This window comes from Pseudomonas sp. RG1 (genome assembly GCF_025910115.1).
Classification (GTDB): Bacteria; Pseudomonadota; Gammaproteobacteria; order Pseudomonadales; family Pseudomonadaceae; genus Aquipseudomonas; species Aquipseudomonas atacamensis.
In genome coordinates, this window is the sequence record NZ_JAPCIK010000019.1 from 16,770 (window position 1) to 35,267 (window position 18,498).

General features: G+C 61.4%; 16 protein-coding genes and 1 pseudogene. 10 read left to right on the plus strand and 7 right to left on the minus strand.

The annotated features are described in order from the left end of the window. Positions 1 to 47: 47 nt before the first annotated feature. Positions 48 to 1,130 (minus strand): bifunctional transcriptional activator/DNA repair enzyme AdaA, encoded by a 1,083-nt coding sequence (locus OK411_RS11480; RefSeq protein ID WP_264364904.1) that lies wholly within the window; start codon positions 1,128 to 1,130, stop codon positions 48 to 50. 109 nt (positions 1,131 to 1,239) lie between these two features. Between OK411_RS11480 and OK411_RS11485 the strand changes: the two genes are divergently transcribed. Next, on the plus strand, positions 1,240 to 1,671 hold the full coding sequence (locus tag OK411_RS11485) for a VOC family protein (RefSeq protein ID WP_024012478.1): 432 nt from the start codon (positions 1,240 to 1,242) through the stop codon (positions 1,669 to 1,671). Here OK411_RS11485 and OK411_RS11490 read toward each other — a convergent pair. Continuing rightward, positions 1,653 to 2,771 (minus strand): carboxylate-amine ligase, encoded by a 1,119-nt coding sequence (locus tag OK411_RS11490; protein ID WP_264364905.1) that lies wholly within the window; start codon positions 2,769 to 2,771, stop codon positions 1,653 to 1,655. The genes OK411_RS11485 and OK411_RS11490 overlap by 19 nt on opposite strands. 161 nt (positions 2,772 to 2,932) lie before the next feature. Here OK411_RS11490 and OK411_RS11495 point away from each other — a divergent pair, with 161 nt between their 5' ends. The 4 genes from OK411_RS11495 (at position 2,933) to OK411_RS11510 (ending at position 7,012) form a co-directional block, all read left to right on the plus strand. Next, positions 2,933 to 3,208 (plus strand): hypothetical protein, encoded by a 276-nt coding sequence (locus OK411_RS11495; RefSeq protein WP_071171834.1) that lies wholly within the window; start codon positions 2,933 to 2,935, stop codon positions 3,206 to 3,208. 194 nt (positions 3,209 to 3,402) lie between these two features. Then, positions 3,403 to 4,008, plus strand: coding sequence for a biliverdin-producing heme oxygenase (locus tag OK411_RS11500; protein ID WP_016774141.1), 606 nt, complete (start codon positions 3,403 to 3,405; stop codon positions 4,006 to 4,008). Next, positions 4,005 to 6,242, plus strand: a complete 2,238-nt coding sequence (locus tag OK411_RS11505) for an ATP-binding protein (RefSeq protein WP_136494019.1) — start codon at positions 4,005 to 4,007, stop codon at positions 6,240 to 6,242. Before OK411_RS11500 ends, OK411_RS11505 begins: the two co-directional genes overlap by 4 nt. Before the next feature lie 182 nt (positions 6,243 to 6,424). Then, positions 6,425 to 7,012 (plus strand): LysE family translocator, encoded by a 588-nt coding sequence (locus OK411_RS11510; RefSeq protein ID WP_217879743.1) that lies wholly within the window; start codon positions 6,425 to 6,427, stop codon positions 7,010 to 7,012. Between the two features lie 144 nt (positions 7,013 to 7,156). Here the strand turns inward: OK411_RS11510 and OK411_RS11515 are convergent, their stop codons facing one another. Together OK411_RS11515 and OK411_RS11520 are read right to left on the minus strand one after the other, a co-directional pair. Next, entirely contained in the window at positions 7,157 to 7,990 is an 834-nt protein-coding gene (locus OK411_RS11515; RefSeq protein WP_217879744.1) for an AraC family transcriptional regulator, read from the minus strand. 34 nt (positions 7,991 to 8,024) lie between these two features. Beyond that, a pseudogene (locus OK411_RS11520) lies at positions 8,025 to 8,102 on the minus strand (VOC family protein); the annotation flags it as partial. A gap of 55 nt (positions 8,103 to 8,157) precedes the next feature. On the opposite strand from OK411_RS11520, the gene OK411_RS11525 reads away from it, so the two are divergent. Continuing rightward, positions 8,158 to 8,550: a GFA family protein gene (locus OK411_RS11525; protein ID WP_217879745.1), complete on the plus strand. Its 393-nt coding sequence runs from the start codon at positions 8,158 to 8,160 to the stop codon at positions 8,548 to 8,550. A 309-nt stretch (positions 8,551 to 8,859) separates the two neighbouring features. On the opposite strand, the gene OK411_RS11530 is transcribed toward OK411_RS11525, so the two are convergent. Further along, a complete protein-coding gene (locus OK411_RS11530; protein ID WP_110599003.1) occupies positions 8,860 to 9,690 on the minus strand; it encodes an alpha/beta fold hydrolase in 831 nt (276 codons plus the stop codon). A gap of 248 nt (positions 9,691 to 9,938) precedes the next feature. Here OK411_RS11530 and OK411_RS11535 point away from each other — a divergent pair, with 248 nt between their 5' ends. From OK411_RS11535 to OK411_RS11550, 4 genes are read left to right on the plus strand one after another with little or no spacing between them, the layout of a single operon-like run. Continuing rightward, positions 9,939 to 10,394: a (2Fe-2S)-binding protein gene (locus tag OK411_RS11535; protein ID WP_010459764.1), complete on the plus strand. Its 456-nt coding sequence runs from the start codon at positions 9,939 to 9,941 to the stop codon at positions 10,392 to 10,394. Positions 10,395 to 10,416: 22 nt separating this feature from the next. Continuing rightward, on the plus strand, positions 10,417 to 12,579 hold the full coding sequence (locus OK411_RS11540; protein ID WP_264364906.1) for a xanthine dehydrogenase family protein molybdopterin-binding subunit: 2,163 nt from the start codon (positions 10,417 to 10,419) through the stop codon (positions 12,577 to 12,579). A 1-nt stretch (position 12,580) separates the two neighbouring features. Continuing rightward, the gene (locus OK411_RS11545; RefSeq protein WP_264364907.1) at positions 12,581 to 13,159 is read left to right on the plus strand and encodes a hypothetical protein; all 579 of its coding nucleotides are present in this window, start codon (positions 12,581 to 12,583) and stop codon (positions 13,157 to 13,159) included. A 54-nt stretch (positions 13,160 to 13,213) separates the two neighbouring features. Then, the gene (locus tag OK411_RS11550; protein WP_071171843.1) at positions 13,214 to 14,176 is read left to right on the plus strand and encodes a sensor domain-containing diguanylate cyclase; all 963 of its coding nucleotides are present in this window, start codon (positions 13,214 to 13,216) and stop codon (positions 14,174 to 14,176) included. A gap of 239 nt (positions 14,177 to 14,415) precedes the next feature. Here OK411_RS11550 and OK411_RS11555 read toward each other — a convergent pair whose 3' ends face one another. Both OK411_RS11555 and fabI read right to left on the minus strand, forming a co-directional pair. Continuing rightward, the gene (locus OK411_RS11555) at positions 14,416 to 17,538 is read right to left on the minus strand and encodes a hypothetical protein (protein WP_264364908.1); all 3,123 of its coding nucleotides are present in this window, start codon (positions 17,536 to 17,538) and stop codon (positions 14,416 to 14,418) included. A gap of 150 nt (positions 17,539 to 17,688) precedes the next feature. Next, on the minus strand, positions 17,689 to 18,483 hold the full coding sequence (gene fabI / locus OK411_RS11560; RefSeq protein WP_003202751.1) for an enoyl-ACP reductase FabI: 795 nt from the start codon (positions 18,481 to 18,483) through the stop codon (positions 17,689 to 17,691). Positions 18,484 to 18,498 lie beyond the last annotated feature (15 nt).

The window sequence follows — 18,498 nt, forward strand, 5'->3', positions numbered from 1 at the left end:
TCGGACATACCCATCGAAATCCCTGTTTGCGTGTTGGATTGCATGGCTCAAAAAGCCAATTGTTGAGTCATTTGCAGTGCGGCGTTTTCCAGCCTGAGCAGGAACGCCTTGCGCGGTTGTCCGCCACCATAACCGGTCAGCGAGCCGTCTGCGCCGATCACTCGGTGGCACGGGACCACGATCGACAGCCGATTGTGCCCGTTGGCCAGGCCGACCGCACGGCTGGCGCCGGGTTTACCCAAGCCCGCCGCGATGGCGCCGTACGTGCTGGTGTGGCCGTAGGGAATTTGCAGCAGCGCCGCCCACACCTCGCGGGCGAACGCGCTGCCGGGCAGGTGCAGCGGCACGCTGAATCGACTGAGTTTGCCGGCAAAGTAATCCGCCAGTTGCACCTCGATCTGCTGCAAGTGGGCGTTGTGCCCCGGCGCAACCGCGTAGCCGTAACGATTTTGCAGCGCTTCAACTTCACGGGTCAGCGCCGGGCGATCGAGAAATTCCAACAACACCAGCCCACGGCGCTCGGCCATGGCGATCATCGGCCCCAGCGGCGTGGTCAGGCGGGTGAACAGCAACGGTTCACTATTGGCCGCGCGGCCCGGGGTGATGTGGAAGGACTTCTGAAACGCGTCGCGAAAACCACTGAGCGATTCATAGCCGGAGTCGAACGCGGCGTGATCGATCGAAGTGCCTTGCCTGATTCCGCCCAGAGCCATGCCGAGGCGCCGTGTGCGCAGCCAGGCGTGGAAAGTCATACCGAAGTGCTGCTTGAACCAGCGTCGCAGTTTCAGCGGTTCGATGCCCTCGGCGAGCAATTGCGCATCGCTCCAGCGCCGTTCGGGATCGGCGTCCACCGCATTGAGCAGGCGCTGCACCCAGTCAGGGGCGATGGCCGCTGCGTCCAGCGGTTTGCAGCGCAGGCAGGCGCGGTAACCGGCGCACAGGCACTCGTCGGCGTGGGCGAAGAATTCGACGTTCTCCGGTTTCGGCTTGCGCGCCGTGCAACTGGGACGGCAAAAGATCCCGGTGGTTTTCACGGCGGTGAAGAACACGCCTTCATAGGCAGTGTCGCGCTCGAGCATGGCGCGAACCATTTCGGCGTGGGGCGGCAGGACAGCGGCTGGTATGTTCATGGCCAGAGAGTAAATCCGCTTTGTCGATGGCTCCACCGAAAAATCGACAGTGAATTTTTTCCCTTGTGCAGCACAATGAGCGGGTCGCCGCTTTCGAGGAAGCCAAACCATGCAGCCGTTTTCCATTCAGCGCATCGATCATATCGTCCTGCGCGTCGCCGACCTGCAACGCAGCATCGATTTCTACGCCAGGGTGTTCGGCGCCGAAGTGGTCAGGCACAACCAGCCGCTGGGGCTGGTGCATTTGCGCGCTGGTACGTCGATGATCGATCTGGTCGACTTGCACGGCGAACTCGGGCGCAAGGGCGGTGGCGCGGCGCAGGCGCAGCGACGCAATGTCGACCACTTCTGCCTGCGCATCGAACCGTTCGACGAAGCCGCGCTCATCGCTCACCTGCAATCGTTCGGGCTGACCGTTGAACAAGCCGCCAGGCGTTTTGGCGCCGAGGGTTACGGCTTGTCGCTTTACTGTTTCGACCCGGACGGCAATCAGGTCGAACTCAAAGGCCCGTCCGAGAGCGATCAGCCAGCGGTCTCCTGAAGCAGCAGCTCGGCCACTTGCCCGAGGGCCGAACGGCCGTTTTGCGGTTGTTCAGACGCCAGGTTGAATAGCGCCAGTTGCCGATCGGCGCTGGTGCCGCTGTCGATGATCGTCCGCGCACGCTCGAACAACTGCGCCGCGCCCAGTATCTGCGCCGTCTCGGCAAAGCGCTGCTCGGCCAGCTCCAGCCACTGCGCGAGCGAACAGTCGCCGTCGATGCCTTCGACCAGAAAGCGCGCATGAATCCCCTGATGTTTGGCCCGCCAGCGATTTTCCTCCAGCATCGAACGCGCGGTCTGGTCGTACAGCAAACCGGGCCGCCGCTGTGCACTGGCATGAGCCACCAATACGCGGAAAAACGCCGCCAGGGTCAGCGCATCGTCGACCCGAGGGCAAGCGTCAGTCATACGCAGTTCCAGGGTCGGAAAACGCGCGGCCGGACGCACGCCCCACCAGCACTCGCCGGGCTGGCTGATCGCGCCGATGCGCGTGAGAAACGCCAAGTGCTCGTCGTAATGGCGCTGATCGGCGAACAGCGGCGGGATGCCCATGCGTGGCCACTCGTCACACGCGGTCTGCCGGTAGCTCATGAAACCGCTGGCGGCGCCGTCCCAGATCGGCGACGAACAACTCAGCGCCAACAGCAGCGGCGTCCACGGCAGCACTTCGTTCATCACGGCGATGCGATCCAGCGGCTCTGCCACCTCGACGTGCACATGCAGGCCCGACAGCGCGCTGCGCCGGGCGACATGGCCGTAGCGCTCGAACAGATACCGGAAATGTTCCTCGTCGGTCGGAACCTGCTCGCGCCAGTCGGCCAGCGGATGACTGCCGGCGCTGAGCATGCCCAGAGCAAATGGCTCCAGGGCCGTGCGCAAGACCTGACGGCTGCCACGCAGAAAATCACTGGCGTGTTCGAAATCGCTGAATACCGGCGAAGCCACCTCGATCTGGCCCTGAAACATCTCCGTGGCAAACCACACACCCAGCGCCGCCCGGCAAGCCTCGATGGCCTGTGGCGGCGGACTACCGATCATGCGCAGGCTCTGCAGGTCAGTGAGAAAGTACTCTTCCTCAATGCCGAATCGCGGGTGGCTCATGACAGTGCTCGAGCAAGTGTTTCTCTTGAGAACCGTGCGCCGTTGCGGTGGTTCACGCCAGGCGACCAGTGCCCCGCGAATGCACCGTTGGTCTTGTCCATTGCACTTGAGCGGCCAAGGCATTTCCAAACTAGTCCGATCAACGTGTTCTGGAGGCAGACATGAGCAACCCATCCAGCAACGACAAAGCGCTTAACCAAACCGTCAATCCCAACGACGACGGCTTCGCCATCGGCACGGCCGGGCGTGATGAAGACCCCAACGCCACCACCGACTGGGACGTTAGTCGCGATAACGAGGATGTCATGACGCCGGACGATACTCGCGGTCTGCCCGGTTATCCCGGGGCCGAAAAAAACAATCCTTCGAAACCCGTTGTCGACAGCAGCGTACCGGCCAACGGCGATCCATCGGTGCAGAACGACGGCGCTGATTGAGGTGGTCAGCAGTGGCAGGATAATGGCGTCGGTCGAACTTTTCTGATCCGGCGCCACTCTGAACCTGTCATAGGGTCGCAGTTCGACAGAAAAAACGCTTCGGCAGGCAGAAAAAGCTGCGTGGCGTGATAAATTCCCCCCACGTCGAGCCCACCCAGAATGGCCCCTGCCGGGTCCCACCAAGAGCGATCTACATGCAAGCAAAGGCCCGTGAGGTTTATGTGCCACCGGTGCTGCAAGATCTGCGGGCCGGCACAGCCGAACTGCACATCGCACTGGAAAAACGCCTTCCTTTTTTCTCCGACACCCTCGATACCCCCGCTTTCGAGCGCTTGATGCAGGCCTATTACGGGTTCTATCAGCCGCTCGAACAGGCGTTGCTCGCCAGTGGCGCGGTCCCGGACGATTTCAATCTGCTGCCTCGTCTGAAGGCTGACACCCTGCGCGCCGACCTGCGCGCACTGGGGGCAACCGCTGATGATTTGCCGCTGTGTGAAGATCTGCCAGTCATTGACTCCAGCGCCGCCAGTCTCGGTGTTTTGTACGTGCTCGAAGGCGCGACTCTCGGCGGGCAGATCCTGCGTCGCGAGATCGCCGCGCGGCTGAATCTGGACGCCGACAATGGCGCTGCCTTCCTCGATGTCTACGGCGCGGCCACCGGGCGGCGCTGGCGCGAGTTCATCGAATACCTGAGCAACCGGCCCATGGCGGCCAGCGAACGCGCGGCCGTGGTCAGCGCAGCACAAATCACATTCAGCTGTTTCGAGCAGTGGCTCGAGCGCCAGGAGGTACTGGCATGAACCCGCAAGACCAACAAGCCTTTGAAGAACTGCTGGCCAACTGTGCCGACGAGCCGATCCGCTTTCCCGGCGCGATCCAGCCCCATGGTCTGCTGCTGACCCTGACCGAGCCTGCGCTGCAGATCATCCAGGTCAGCGCCAACGTCGAAACCCTGCTGGCCCGCGCGCCCGAATCCCTGATCGGCCAGCCGCTGCACAGCCTGATCGGCGCCGAACACACCGCGCAAGTGCTGCAAGCCTTGCAACAGGCGACGTTCTCCGAGGCGGCGCCCCTGCGTTTCGAGCTTAACGGCACTGAATTCGAAGGTTTGCTGCACCGCCATCAGGGCGTGCTGATTCTCGAGCTGGAAATTCACGTGAAGAATTTCCAGCCGCGCAACGTCGCCGGGGTCAATACCCACTTGGGCCGCATGCTCCAGCGCCTGCAAGCGGCGACCACGCTGCAGGCCCTGTACGACATCAGCGTCAAGGAAATCCAGGCGATGACCGGTTACGACCGGGTGCTGATCTATCGCTTTGAGGAGGAGGGCCACGGTCAGGTCATCGCCGAAGCGTCCGATCCATCGATGGAAGTGTTCAATGGCCTGTTCTTCCCGGCCTCGGACATTCCCGAGCAGGCGCGCGAGCTGTACCGCACCAATTGGCTGCGGATCATCCCCAACGCCGATTATCAGCCGGTGCCGCTGGTGCCGAAGCTGCGCCCGGACACGCAGACGCCGCTGGACCTCAGTTTCGCCACGCTGCGCAGCGTCTCGCCGATTCACTGCCAGTACATGAAGAACATGGGCGTGCTGTCGTCGATGAGCATTTCCCTGCTCAAGGGCGACAAGCTCTGGGGCCTGATCAGCTGCGGCAACCGCCAGCCGCTGCACGTGCCGCATGAATTGCGCATGGCTTGCCAGACCATCGGCCAGGTCCTTTCATTGCAGATCAGTGCCATGGAAACCCTTGAACTGACCCGCCAGCGTGAAGAGAAGGTCGAAGCGCTGGCGCGGCTCAATCAGGCGATGGTCGATTCGCCGCAAAATGTTTTCGACGGCCTCGCCCAGCAGCCAGCGACGCTGATGGCGCTGGTCAATGCCGGCGGCATTGCGATCATCGAAGACAAGCAGTTGCACCGTTACGGCAACTGCCCTGAACCGGAAGAAATTCGCGCGCTGCACAAGTGGTTGCAGGCGCGCGGCGAGCCGGTGTTCGCCAGCCATCACCTGTCCAGCGTTTACCCACCTGCGGCGCAGTATCAGTCGGTAGCCAGTGGTGTGCTTGCCATGAGCCTGCCGAAACCGGTGGACAACGGCGTGCTGTGGTTCCGTCCGGAAGTGAAGGAAAACATCAACTGGAGCGGCGACCCGCGCAAGCCGCTGGATCTGGAAAACTCCGACGCCGGGATGCGCTTGCGTCCGCGCACCTCGTTCGAGATCTGGAAGGTCGAGATGGCCGGGATCTCCGCCAAGTGGAGCCACGGTGACCGGTTCGCCGCCAATGACCTGCGCCGTTCGGCGCTGGAAAACGATCTGGCCCGCCAGGTCCGTCGCGAGCAGGCGGCTGTGCAGGCGCGCGATGATCTGGTAGCGGTGGTTTCGCACGACCTGCGCAACCCGATGACGGTGATTTCCATGCTCTGCGGCATGATGCAGAAAGCCTTCAGTTCGGAAGGTGCGCACACCTCACGGCGCATTTCCACGGCGATCGACACCATGCAGCAGGCCACGGCGCGGATGAACACGTTGCTGGAAGACCTGCTCGATACCTCGAAAATCGACGCCGGGCGCTACTCCATCACCCCGCAGGCGCTGGAGGTCGGGCACATCTTTGAAGAGGCCCAAGCGTTGCTGTCGCCGCTGGCCCATGACAAGGACATCAGCATTTCCTTCCAGGCCGATCCTGACCTGCGCATCCACGCCGACCCCGAGCGGCTGTTTCAGGTGTTGTCGAACCTGGTGGGCAACGCCATCAAATTCACCCCGCGCATGGGCACCGTCGGCGTGCACGCGAAATCGGTGGGCGACGAGATCGTGTTTATCGTGCGTGACAGTGGCGAAGGCATTCCCAAGGAGCACTTGCCGCATGTGTTTGATCGCTACTGGACGATAAAGGAAGGCAACCCGACCGGAACGGGCCTGGGTTTGTACATCACCCAAGGCATCGTCGAAGCCCATGGCGGGCAGATCGTCGCCGAGAGCGAGCCGGGGCAGGGCAGCGAATTCCGCTTCACCGTGCCGCGCCTGGCCTGATTGCCCCTTGTAGGTTTCGATCGTTCCCACGCTCTGAATGGGACGCAGAGCGTCCCGGGCTGCATTCCCACGCAGAGCGTGGGAACGATCAGATTCGCATCCTCAGGGTCATTTTCTTCAATACCGCAAATCCCCCGCTCGCTACCGTAGCCACCTCGTTCCTCGTTTGAAGCAGGTGTGCAATGAGTCTGATTCTTTCCATGGCGGCGTTTGCCCTCGCCGCATCCATCACGCCGGGGCCGGTCAATATCGTCGCCTTGAGTTCAGGCGCGCAGTACGGTTTCCGTGCCAGCCAGCGGCATGTCGCCGGGGCGACGCTGGGGTTTGTGCTGTTGCTGGTGCTGATGGGCCTGGGCCTGCATGAAGTTCTGCAGTTGTGGCCATTCATGACCCGCGTGGTGCAATGGGCCGGAGTGGCGTTTCTGTTGTTCATGGCCTGGAAACTGGCCAGTGATGACGGCCAACTGAACACCAGCGAGTCCGGCCGTGCGCCGTCGATGCTCTATGGTGCGGTGATGCAATGGCTCAACCCCAAGGCCTGGCTGGCATGCGTGGCCGGGATGGGCGCATTTGTCGCCGACGGCGAGGCGCTGCTGGTCTGGCAATTTGCGGCGGTGTATCTGGTGATCTGCTATCTGTCGGTGGGCTGCTGGGCGTATGCCGGGACGTTCTTGCGCGGGTATCTGAGCAATGCCGCCGGGATGCGCTGGTTCAACCGGTTGATGGCGTTGTTGCTGGCGGTGAGCGCGCTTTATTTGCTGTTCACTTGATTGGCGGGTCAATTACAAAACCCTTGTGGGAGCGAGCCTGCTCGCGAATGCGGTGGATCAGTCAGTGAAGTGTTGAATGACACACCGCGTTCGCGAGCAGGCTCGCTCCCACAAGGGGGGCAGGGTTCAACTTCGAGTATGGAGTCAGCCGCGATACTGCCCCGGCGTCGCCGCCAGATGTTGTTTGAACGCTCGTTGAAAATGCGCCTGATCGGCAAACCCGGCCTGGAGCGCGACATCGGCAATCAACTGGCCGCTGCGCAAGCGCTCGCGGGCGAACTGGATGCGCTGGTTGACCAGGAAGGCATGGGGCGTCATCCCGTAGCGCTGTTTGAACGCACGAATCAGGTATGACGGCGACAGTTGCGCCGCCGCGCAAATTGCCTCGAGGCTCAGCACTTCGGTGCAATGTCCACGGATGAAATCAGCGGCGCGCTCCAGCTTGAAATTCGGCTCGGCAACGGGCTCGTCCGCTGGATTCAGGCGGACCTGCAAATCAATGAAAAACTCAACCGCTGCGCTGTGTTTCGCCAGCGTTTCCATTTGGTCGTCGAGCAAAACCTCATACAACCCCATCAATTTGCCAAACAGCTCGGCATCAGTCAGATGCGTGTCGCTAAACCGGCGAAATTCCAGCTCCCCGGCAAACCCCAATTGATGCTGCAAATCCGTCAGCCACGGCGTTTCGACATACAACATCACGTACGACCAGGGCTGATCATCGATCGGATTGCAGGCATGCACATCGCCGGGATTCATCAGCACCACGGTGCCGGCCGCCACCTCATATTGCGCGTACTCATGCACATAGGTGCTGCGCCCGGCGGTGATTGCGCCGATAGAAAAGTGCGCATGGGAATGCCGCGCATAACAGACTTCACGCCCATCCGCGATGGCCCGCGCTTCGATGAAGGGCAGGGCGTCGTCGCGCCAGAAGCGCGGGGCTTTCTCGGGGTTTTTCGCTCTGGGGTGTTTCATCGTGATCGTCCCGGCAGGTCAGCGTCTGAGTGTATTAGCTCTGGCCGGCGAATGCCCGTTGCAGTGTCGCCACATCAAGCTTTTTCATCTGAAACATCGCCTGCATTGCAGCACCGACTGTTATAGGCTCTGGGGGCGTGACACTACGAGCGCGATGGAGCTGAACCATGACTGCATTTACCGGCGGATGCCTGTGCGGCGATGTGCGTTTTCGAGCCTCTGGCGAGCCTTACCGAGTTGGATTGTGCCATTGCCTGGACTGTCGCAAGGTTCACGGCGCGCTGTTTCATGCCTCGGCGATTTTTCCTGAGGACGCGGTGACCATCAGCGGTGAAACCCATGAGTATCAAGGGCGGCACTTTTGTCCGCGCTGTGGTTCTTCCGTGTTCAACCGCAGTGGTGATGAGGTCGAGGTGAACCTCGGCGCGCTGGATGCGCCGGATCAGTTGAAGCCGACCTATGAGAGCTGGATTGTGCGGCGTGAATCGTGGTTGCCGGATTTTCCGCTGGCCAGGCATTACCGTGGTGATCGTGAAGGCAAAGGGCGGGCAGAGGGGTAGGGGATTGATTCAGCCTTCAGCACGCTTGCGATTTCTGTGGGAGTGAGCCTGCTCGCGATAGCTATCTCAAAGATACGAATGAATAGCGGATCTACCCTGATCCCTGTGGGAGCTTGCTTGCCAGCGATGGCGGCCTTCCAGCCGACCAGTCTCTGACGGGCATACCCAATTTCAACTGTGGGAGCGAGCCTGCTCGCGAAGGCGTTGGGTCAGTCAATACGTAAGTGGCTGAACGAACGCTTTCGCGAGCAGCTCGCTTTCACAATTTGTTTTGTGCTGTCCGCTGCTATGGGTACATCCTCAGCTCTGTTACCCGCGAATAAACGCCAACAAATCCGCATTGATGGTTTCAGCCTGCGTCGTCGGCATGCCATGCGGGAAGCCGGGATACGATTTCAGCGTGCCGTTGGGCAGCAGTTTCGCCGATAACGGTGCGGAGTTGGCGTAGGGCACGATCTGGTCATCCTCGCCGTGCATGACCAGCACCGGCACGGTGACTTTTTTCAGGTCTTCGGTGAAGTCGGTCTGCGAGAACGCGACGATGCCGTCGTAATGCGCCTTGGCGCCGCCGATCATGCCCTGGCGCCACCAGTTGGCGATGATCCCTTCCGCCGGCTCGGCGCCCGGGCGGTTGTAGCCGTAGAAAGGTCCGCTCGGCACATCGCGATAAAACTGCGCGCGATTCGCCGCCAACTGCGCTTGAAAGCCATCGAACACCGATTTCGGCAAGCCGCCGGGGTTGCTTTCGGTCTGCACCATCAGCGGTGGCACGGCGCTGATCAATACCGCTTTGCTGACTTTGTCCTGACCATGCCGGGCGATGTAATGGATCACTTCGCCGCCGCCGGTGGAATGGCCGACGTGCACCACGTTGCTCGTACCCAGATGATTGACCACGGCCAGCACATCGTCGGCGTAGTGGTCCATGTCGTGGCCGTCCCAGACCTGGCTCGATCGGCCGTGTCCACGTCGATCATGGGCAATCACCCGAAAGCCCTGCGTGAGAAAGAACAGCATCTGCGCATCCCAGTCATCCGAACTGAGCGGCCAGCCGTGGTGGAAGTGGATCACCGGCGCGTCGCGCGGGCCCCAGTCCTTGTAGAAGATATCGACGCCGTCTCGAGTGGTGACAAAGCCCATATTCGTTACTCCTGACCTGTGATGGACAACCGCGATGTACGCGGACCGTTTGCGCAGAGGTACGACGACTCAGTGCGAGCCGTTATCAACTGTAGGAGCAATGCCGGGGTCTGCATGACCGCTGGTCACAACGTCTGGCTTCAAGCGCAAATTAGGCTTTGCTGAAAGGGATAAGCGCGGGCGTCCGTAGGTTTTTGCGACCACAGCGACGCCCCTTCGCACCACCGTGAGCCTGAGGAAATCCGCCGATGCTGACCCTGAATATCAATGGCAAGGATCAGGAGCTCGATGTCCCCGCCGACATGCCGCTGCTCTGGGTTCTGCGCGATGTCGCGCACCTGACCGGAACCAAGTTCGGTTGCGGCATGGCCCAGTGCGGCGCCTGCACCGTGCACGTCGACGGCGCGCCATTACGTTCCTGTATCACTCCGGCGACTGCCGTCGCCCACGGGCAGAAAATCCTCACCATCGAGGGCCTTTCCACCGATGGCTCGCACCCGGTGCAGCAAGCCTGGGCCGAGCTGGACGTGGTGCAGTGCGGTTACTGCCAGTCCGGGCAGATCATGTCCGCCGCCGCGTTGCTGGCGAAGATTCCCAAGCCCACCGACAGCGATATCGATCAGGCGCTCTCCGGCAATATCTGCCGCTGCGGCACCTATCCGCGCATTCGCGCAGCGGTCAAACGCGCCGCCGAAATCGGCTGAGTCATTCTCTGGGAGAGGAACGATGAACAGTCCCGTATCGCGTCGCGGGTTTCTCAAGGGCAGCGCACTGTTAAGCGGCGGCTTGATGGTGGCGTTCGTGGTGCCCGGGGCCAATCGCTTTGCCCGGGCGGCAGAAAATCAGAACAAGACCTTCGCGCCCAACGCGTTCCTGCGCATCGCGGCGGACAACAGCGTCACCGTGCTGCTCGGCCATTCGGAAATGGGCCAGGGCATCTGGACCGGCCTGACCATGCTGATCGCCGAAGAACTGGACGCCGACTGGTCGAAAATCAGCGTGCAACACTCGCCAGCCTCGGCGGCCGATTACGGCTTGCCGGCGTTTGGCGGCATGCAGATCACCGGCGGCTCGACGTCGACCTGGATGGAATTCGACCGCTACCGACTGGCCGGGGCGACGGCGCGGCAGATGCTCGTGGAAGCGGCTGCGAAACGCTTCGACGTCGCGCCGTCGACGATTCGCACGGAGTCCGGCGTGGTCATCGCCGGGAATCAACGCGCGACCTACGGCGAACTGGCCGATGCCGCCGGGCAACTGCCGGTGCCGGATCCGAAAACCATCACCTTCAAGGAGGCCAAGGACTGGAAAGTCATCGGCAAACCGACCAAGCGCCTCGACACCCCGGAAAAGATCACCGGCCGCGCCAAGTTCGGCATGGACGTGCAGTTTGAAGGCCTGATGACCGCGATGGTCGCCCGCGCCCCGGTGTTCGGTGCCACGGTGAAATCCTTCGAAGGCGCCGCAGCGCTGGCGATTCCCGGCGTGCACAAGGTGGTGCAGGTACCCAGCGGCGTGGCGGTGGTGGCCGAGCATTTCTGGGCGGCGAAGCTGGGCCGTGATGCGCTCAAGGTTGACTGGGATCTCGGGGCGCTGGCCGACATGAGCAGTGAAAAACTGCTGGAGAGTTTCCGCAAACTGGCGGCGACGCCGGGCACTTCCGCCACGCAGGCCGGGGACGCCAAGGCCAATTTCGGCAAAGCCGCGAAGAAAATCGAGGTCGAATACAGCGTGCCGTATCTGGCCCACGCGCCGATGGAACCGCTCAATTGCACGGTAAAAATCAGCGCCGGCAAATGCGAGATCTGGACTGGTACGCAATTTCAGACGCTGGACCAAATGGTCGCCAGCAAGATCACCGGGCTCAAGCCCGAACAGGTCGAGATTCATACCGAATTCCTCGGCGGTGGTTTTGGTCGCCGCGCCAATCCGACCTCGGATTTCGTCGCCGAAGCCGTGCAAGTGGCGAAAGCGGCGGGCCTGCCGGTGAAAACCGTGTGGGCGCGCGAAGATGACATTCGCGGCGGCTACTACCGCTCGATGTATCTGCACAAGGCGCAGGTCGGGCTGGGCGCCGATGGTTTGCCGATGAGCTGGCAGCATGTGCTGGTCGGCCAGTCGATCATGGCCGGGACGATGCTTGAGGCGACGATGGTCAAGAACGGCATCGATGCCACCTCGGTCGAGGGCGTGGCTGACAGTCCGTACATCAAGGATCTGCCTCATCATCAGGTCGACCTGCATTCGCCGCAGACCGGCATCAATGTGTTGTGGCTGCGCTCGGTGGGCCATACCCACACGGGTTTCGTCATGGAATCGCTGATCGATGAACTGGCGACGGCGGCGGGCAAGGATCCGGTGGAGTACCGGCGAACGTTGCTAAAGGCGCACCCGCGCCACCTTGGCGTGCTCAATCTGGCGGTGGAGAAGGCCAACTGGGGCGCGCCGTTGCCGGACGGGCATGCTCTGGGCGTGGCGGTACACGAGTCGTTCGGCAGCTACGTGGCGCAAGTGGCGGAGGTGTCTCAGGACAATTTGGCGATCCGCGTGCATCGGGTGGTCTGCGCGGTGGACTGCGGCATTGCGGTGAATCCGCAGAGCATCGCCGCGCAGATGGAATCGTGCATCACCTTCGGTCTCGGCATGGCCTTGCACAGCAAACTCACCGTCAAGGACGGCGGCGTCGTGCAGTCCAACTATCACGATTATCAGGTGTTGCGGCTCAACGAAATGCCGGCGGTGGAAGTGCATATCGTCGCCAGCAGCGAAAAACCCGGCGGCATCGGCGAGCCCGGCGTGCCACCGACCGCGCCGGCCGTGGCCAACGCCGTGTTCGCCTTGACCGGGCAACGCCTGCGCGAACTGCCACTGCAACTGTCGGGGGTGTGAGATGAAACGACATCTTGTGTTGGGCACCGTCGTTTTGCTCGGTCTCGGTGGCTACGCCTCGGACCTGTTTGCCGAAGATCAGGAAGCTCTGAAAGCCTTTGGCACGGTGCAGAAAGTCTTTCAGAGCCCGCGCTGCCAGAATTGCCACATTCCCGGCGATTCGCCGTTGCAGTTCGACGCCGGCATCCCCCACGCGATGAATGTGGTGCGCGGCATGGACGGCAAGGGCGCCGCCGGTTTGCCCTGCGCGACCTGCCACGCCGAAAGCAACCCGCCGGCCAGTTACGGCCCTCATGCGCCGCCGGGTGCGCCGCACTGGAGCCTACCGCCGGCGGCGCACAAAATGGCCTGGATCGGCCTGCCCTCGGACAAGCTCTGCGCGATGATCAAGGACCGTGCGAGCAATGGTGATCGGGATTTCGCCGCGCTGTTAAAACACGTCAGCGAAGACAGACTGGTGCTCTGGGGCTGGAATCCCGGGGCAGGGCGCGCACCGGTGCCAGTGCCGCACGATATTTTCGTCGCGCAATTCAAACTCTGGGCCGATGCCGGCGGGCCGTGTCCGGTGGCGCAAATGTGAAGCCTCGGCGATTTAGCGCTACGCTCAACGCATGACTGTCTACGGAGTGTGCGCATGCTGGTGCCCGGAAAGCCTGCCAATGAAGCTGCACGTATCGACGCGCTGCATGGCCTCAACCTCGACTCGGCCCCTGAAGAGCGCTTCGATCGTCTGACGCGCCTGGCCAAGCGCCTGTTCAACGTGCCGATCGCCCTGGTCACGCTGGTCGACACGGATCGCCAGTGGTTCAAATCCTGTGTGGGCCTGGATGTCAGCGAGACATCGCGCGATGTCTCGTTCTGCGGCCATGCGATTTTGCAGAACGAGCTGATGCTGGTCCCCGATGCGCTGGAAGATCTGCGCTTCCATGACAATCCGCTGGTCACCGGCGCGCCGAATATTCGCTTTTACGCCGGGTACCCACTGACCGTGCCGGACGGTAACAAAATGGGCACCTTGTGCCTGATTGATACCAAGCCTCGCCATCTCGATGACGAAGAGCGCGCGCTGCTGCGTGACCTCGCGGAGATGGCCGAGCAAGAGTTGATGGCGGTGCAAATGGCAAGCATGGACGAACTGACGCTGCTGTCCAATCGCCGTGGTTTCAAGCAACTGGCCCAGCATGCACTGGATGCCTGCGCGCGTCTGAACCGGCCGGCGACGCTGCTGTTTTTCGATCTCAACGACTTCAAGCAGATCAACGATCTGTATGGGCATGCCGAAGGCGACAGTGCGCTGAAGACCTTCGCCGATGTGCTGCGCATTGCCTTTCGCGAAAGCGACGTGGTCGGACGCCTGGGCGGCGATGAGTTCGTCGCATTGCTGACTGGCTCCAGCCACGTTGAAACCACGCGGATCATGGCCCGGCTCAAGGAAATCCTCGAAGAGCGCAACGCCACGCTGCACCGTGGTTATGCGATTCGCTTCAGCGTCGGCCAGATCGAATACGACCCCACGCGCCACGAAACCGTTGATCGGCTGCTCGCCGATGCGGATGGCGCGATGTATGCGCACAAGCAAGCTCTGAAAGGCTGCTAGCACCGCCACCATCGCTGGCGAGCCAGCTCCCACAGACTCCCTTGAATCCCGTGGGAGCGGGCTTGCCCGCGATGGCGGTGGGTCAGGCAATTTGATGCTGGCTGATCGAATGTCTTCGCGAGCAGGCTCGCTCCCACAGGTTTCGATGGCGCGGAGGATTTTTCAGTTCAGCACCATCTCTGTGGGAGCGAGCCTGCTCGCGAAGGCGTCAGCCGATTCATCGCCGGATTCGCCAGTGCTCAGCGCTTGGGCGGGCTCAGCTTCTGGTAAAACGCCAGCCATTTCTCGTGACTGGCCGCGGCATCCTCGAGTTCGGGCATGCGCAACGCGTCTTGCAAGGCTTTCGCTGCATAAGCATCGAACAGATGCCGGACGGCGGTGCTGGCAATGGCGTTGACTCTGTTGGAGGCGAAGGTATCGGGCACGGCGGTGCGTGCCTGTTGCGCCAGTGGTGCGCCCTCAATATCGAGGCGAGTGATAAACGCCTTGCAGGTGGCGTTCAAGCGAGGCTGGGAGCCGTTTTTGTAGGCTTCGGCGTCGAGGGGCAGCGTTTTCGCCGCTTCTTTCGCCACCGATGGTTTGAGTAATGCGATGTCGATATCGCGACGCAGCACCACTTCATCTCTGCTGGTGAAAATCTCGAAGACTCTGGTTGGCCGCCCATGCAGCAGTGCCAATATGCCAAACGGCGCCGTGCCGGCCTTGGCAAGTTTGTCCGTGGCTGCCGATACTGGCCGCAGGGCGAGCAATTCCAGCGTGTTGTCTTCGAGGTCGAGCCGTTGCGCCAACGGCAACCGGCAGAACGCCTCCTTGAGAATCGCGACATGCGCGTCCTTCATATGCTTGAGGCGCGCCGCCAGCGCTGCATGAAAAGCGCTTGCCACGTTGTTCAGTCTGGGCAGCGAGGCAATCATCGATGGCAGTTGCAATTGTGCATTGCTCGATTGCCATCCCTGCATGTCACCCGTTAGCTTGCCGGCGATGTGTAATTGGCTCAGGGAATAATGTGGCCCGGTTGTATCAGCGTCCGAGGCTGGAACAAACAGCGCCTTCTCTGTCAGGTGAGGGGAATCAGCGAAGATCTTGCGCAGATCCGCGAGGGCAATAGTGGCGGGGGTGGGTGGTGACGACTGGAAGGCCCGGCGGTAAAAATCGTAAATCAGACGATTGTGGTTGCGAAAGAGCAGATCGGCTTGCTTGAGCGTGGCGGCGTCATAGACCGTGACTTGAAAATCGGCATCGCGCTGGATTAGTCCTCGTGCAACCGCCCAGTCCACTACGACCGAGGCACACGGCTCCTCGCGCAGAAACTTGTAGAAATCAGCCGGCGCCGGGCCTTTCGTCAGCTCGCGCAATTGCTCGTAGGTCATCAAGCGCGCCGCGCCCGGCAGGCGTCTTTCGATATACAGCACGACCTGTTTCAGCCTCACCCAGCGCAGGCAACTCATATAAGGCAGTGATCGAGGAATGCCCCGGATGAGAAACTCCGGCGAGATGCCGGACAATAACAGGTGGGTCGCCAATGTCTTGTTCTTGACCAGTGCGAGTTGGGGTTGCCGGTCGATGAACCGGCGCACTTCGTCATAACTGTCGCCCCAGAAATCACTGCCCTCCAAGCGCTGGGCGACGATTCGGTTTATATCCTCACCGGCGCTCGGTTCCAGGTTGAGAATCAATGCAGCGAGCAACAGGCGTTCGCGGTTGGTGGCCAGAAGGCGTTTTTTGTGAGACGGCGCTCCGAGGTTCTTCACCAACTGATTGCCCAGCGTCCGTGCGCGCGACGTGATCAGGATACGACTGATCAGGTAGTCGGCTTTTGCCTTGAGGGTATTGAGCGGCAGATCGGTGTCGACCCCTTCACTGAGGTAGTCGATCAGTGGCGGCGAGTCTTCGGGCAAAAAAGCCTGGGTGGTGTCGATGATGCTCTGGCGTTGCTGCGCGGTGAACCGCTCGGTCTTCGTCCAGGGTTGACCCAGCAGATACCACTGATTCATGTGCCCGGGACGCATGTGCAGATTGATCTTGTCCCATTTCGCCAGGGACAGGGCTTGCTCGACAGTTTTTGGCAACGGTAGCTCGTAGAAACGCAACATTTGCCCGAGGGTGACTTTACCGCTCGAGCGCAGGGCGCCGCCGGCTTCGCCTGCCTGAGCTTTAAGCTGGTCGCGATGAAGTTTCAGATCGGAATGCTTTTCCACCTCAGTCGTCAGGTTGACCCAGCCTTTGGCGCTGGCCGTGCCGACATGACCGGACTCGGTCACCAGCAATTGACTGTCGGCGGGTAACCCGTGCTGTTGCAAGATGGCTTGAAAATCCGCGTTGGAGCTGAATATCTGCAAGCGCTCCTGGCCCAGCGCCATCTGCACCGCGAGCGTTGAATCCGGATGAGGCTCGCTGAATTCCTCGTAATCGATTCTGGCTTTGGGTGCCTTGTTCCAGCTCAAAACTTCCAGGCGTCGCACAATATGCCGGACGTCCTCCAGATCGCCGAAGTCTTCGCGATAGCTGCGGATAGGGGTGCCGGTCTGCACGTAGTCACTGACGTAGGGCAGCTCAGGCCAACTGTGCTGTCGCAGGCGTTGCGCAAGCGCTTTGGCTTGTCCCGCATCTTCCGGCAGCGCAAATTCATAGCGACGCAGCAGCTCGCCCAATTTCAGGCGCGGGCCTCTGACAGGAGCGGAAACAGAGGCCGAAGCAAGCGTTACCGGCGTATCGAGAAAGCCTCGTTGCTCAAACGGATCGCTCGCCAGCAACACCGCATCGATTCGATCGGCGATCGCCCTGAAATCCTCCAGTTGCGCGTTGCGTTCCTTCACCACAGCCGACGTGCTGTGGCCGTTTTCATCGATGGCAGCCAGCCCGGTTTTCTTCAGTTCGGTGAGGATGACGCGGGCCTGAATCTGGTTTTGCGGTTCCGGGTAACCGTAGAACGCCAGCACCACTTGCCGTGGGAAGCGATACAGCGGGTTGGCGGATTTACCGCCGATATAGGGCAGGCCCAGCCCCGCAGGATCGATACGCTGGGAAATCGACAGCAGCATCGGCGCCATCTGCCACCAGCCCGAATCATCTTCCAGAGTGAACGTGCGAACGTCGCTGGAACCGTTCGAGGGTGTTTGCGCTTGCAGGGTATCGCCTTTGATTTGCAAGGTATCCAGGTCGATGTGAAAACGACTGGCCCAGTCGAGAAACTCGGGGCGTTCGAGGGCGGTCCAGTAAAGCTCCATCCATTCGCGCAGCAGGCATGGACGAGGAACCTCCAGCGTGCGTGCCGGCGTGGCGGCGGTGACCACCGGTACGGCGGTCAATTCTGCGATGAGATTGTGGATCAGCGTCTGTTCATGTACCGGTGTGTCGTTCATCTGCGCCTCCCTGGCGGCTGATAAGCATCGAGCGCCGAGTATCAAAGGCAGGGCAGGGTCGGTGGCGGTACATATGTAGTGCGGCAACCGTTCTGCAGGCATAAAAAAACCCGCCGGATCCGGCGGGTTTTTCTATTGGCTACAGGAAGATCACTCTTCGATGTTGCCCATCGCGGTGGTGTTGAAGCCGCCGTCGACGTACATGATTTCACCGCTGATGCCCGACGCCAGGTCGGAGCACAGGAAGGCGCCGGCGTTGCCGACTTCTTCGATGGTGACGTTGCGGCGCAGCGGAGTCTGCGCTTCGTTGGCAGCCAGCATCTTGCGGAAGTTCTTGATGCCGGAAGCGGCCAGGGTGCGGATCGGGCCAGCCGATACGCAGTTGACGCGGGTACCGTCCGGACCGAGGGAACCGGCCAGGTAACGGACGCCGGCTTCCAGCGAAGCCTTGGCCATGCCCATCACGTTGTAGTTCGGCATGGTGCGCTCGGCGCCCAGGTACGACAGGGTCAGCAGGCTGCCGTTGCGGCCTTTCATCATTTCGCGGCCGGCTTTGGCCAGGGCCACGAAGCTGTAGGCGCTGATGTCGTGAGCGATGCGGAAACCTTCACGGGTAGTGGCTTCGGTGAAGTCGCCGTCCAGTTGATCGCCCGGGGCGAAGCCGACGGAGTGCACGATGCAGTCCAGGCCGTCCCACTTCTTGCTCAGCTCTTCGAAGACCTTGGCGATTTCTTCATCGCTGGCCACGTCGCACGGGAAGCACAGCTCAGGGCTCGAACCCCAGCCTTGTGCGAATTCTTCGACGCGACCCTTGAGTTTGTCGTTCTGATAAGTGAAGGCAAGCTCAGCGCCCTCGCGATGCATGGCGGCAGCGATGCCGGATGCGATGGACAGCTTGCTGGCGACACCGACGATCAGTACGCGCTTACCGGCGAGAAAACCCATGTGTTGCTCCTCTTT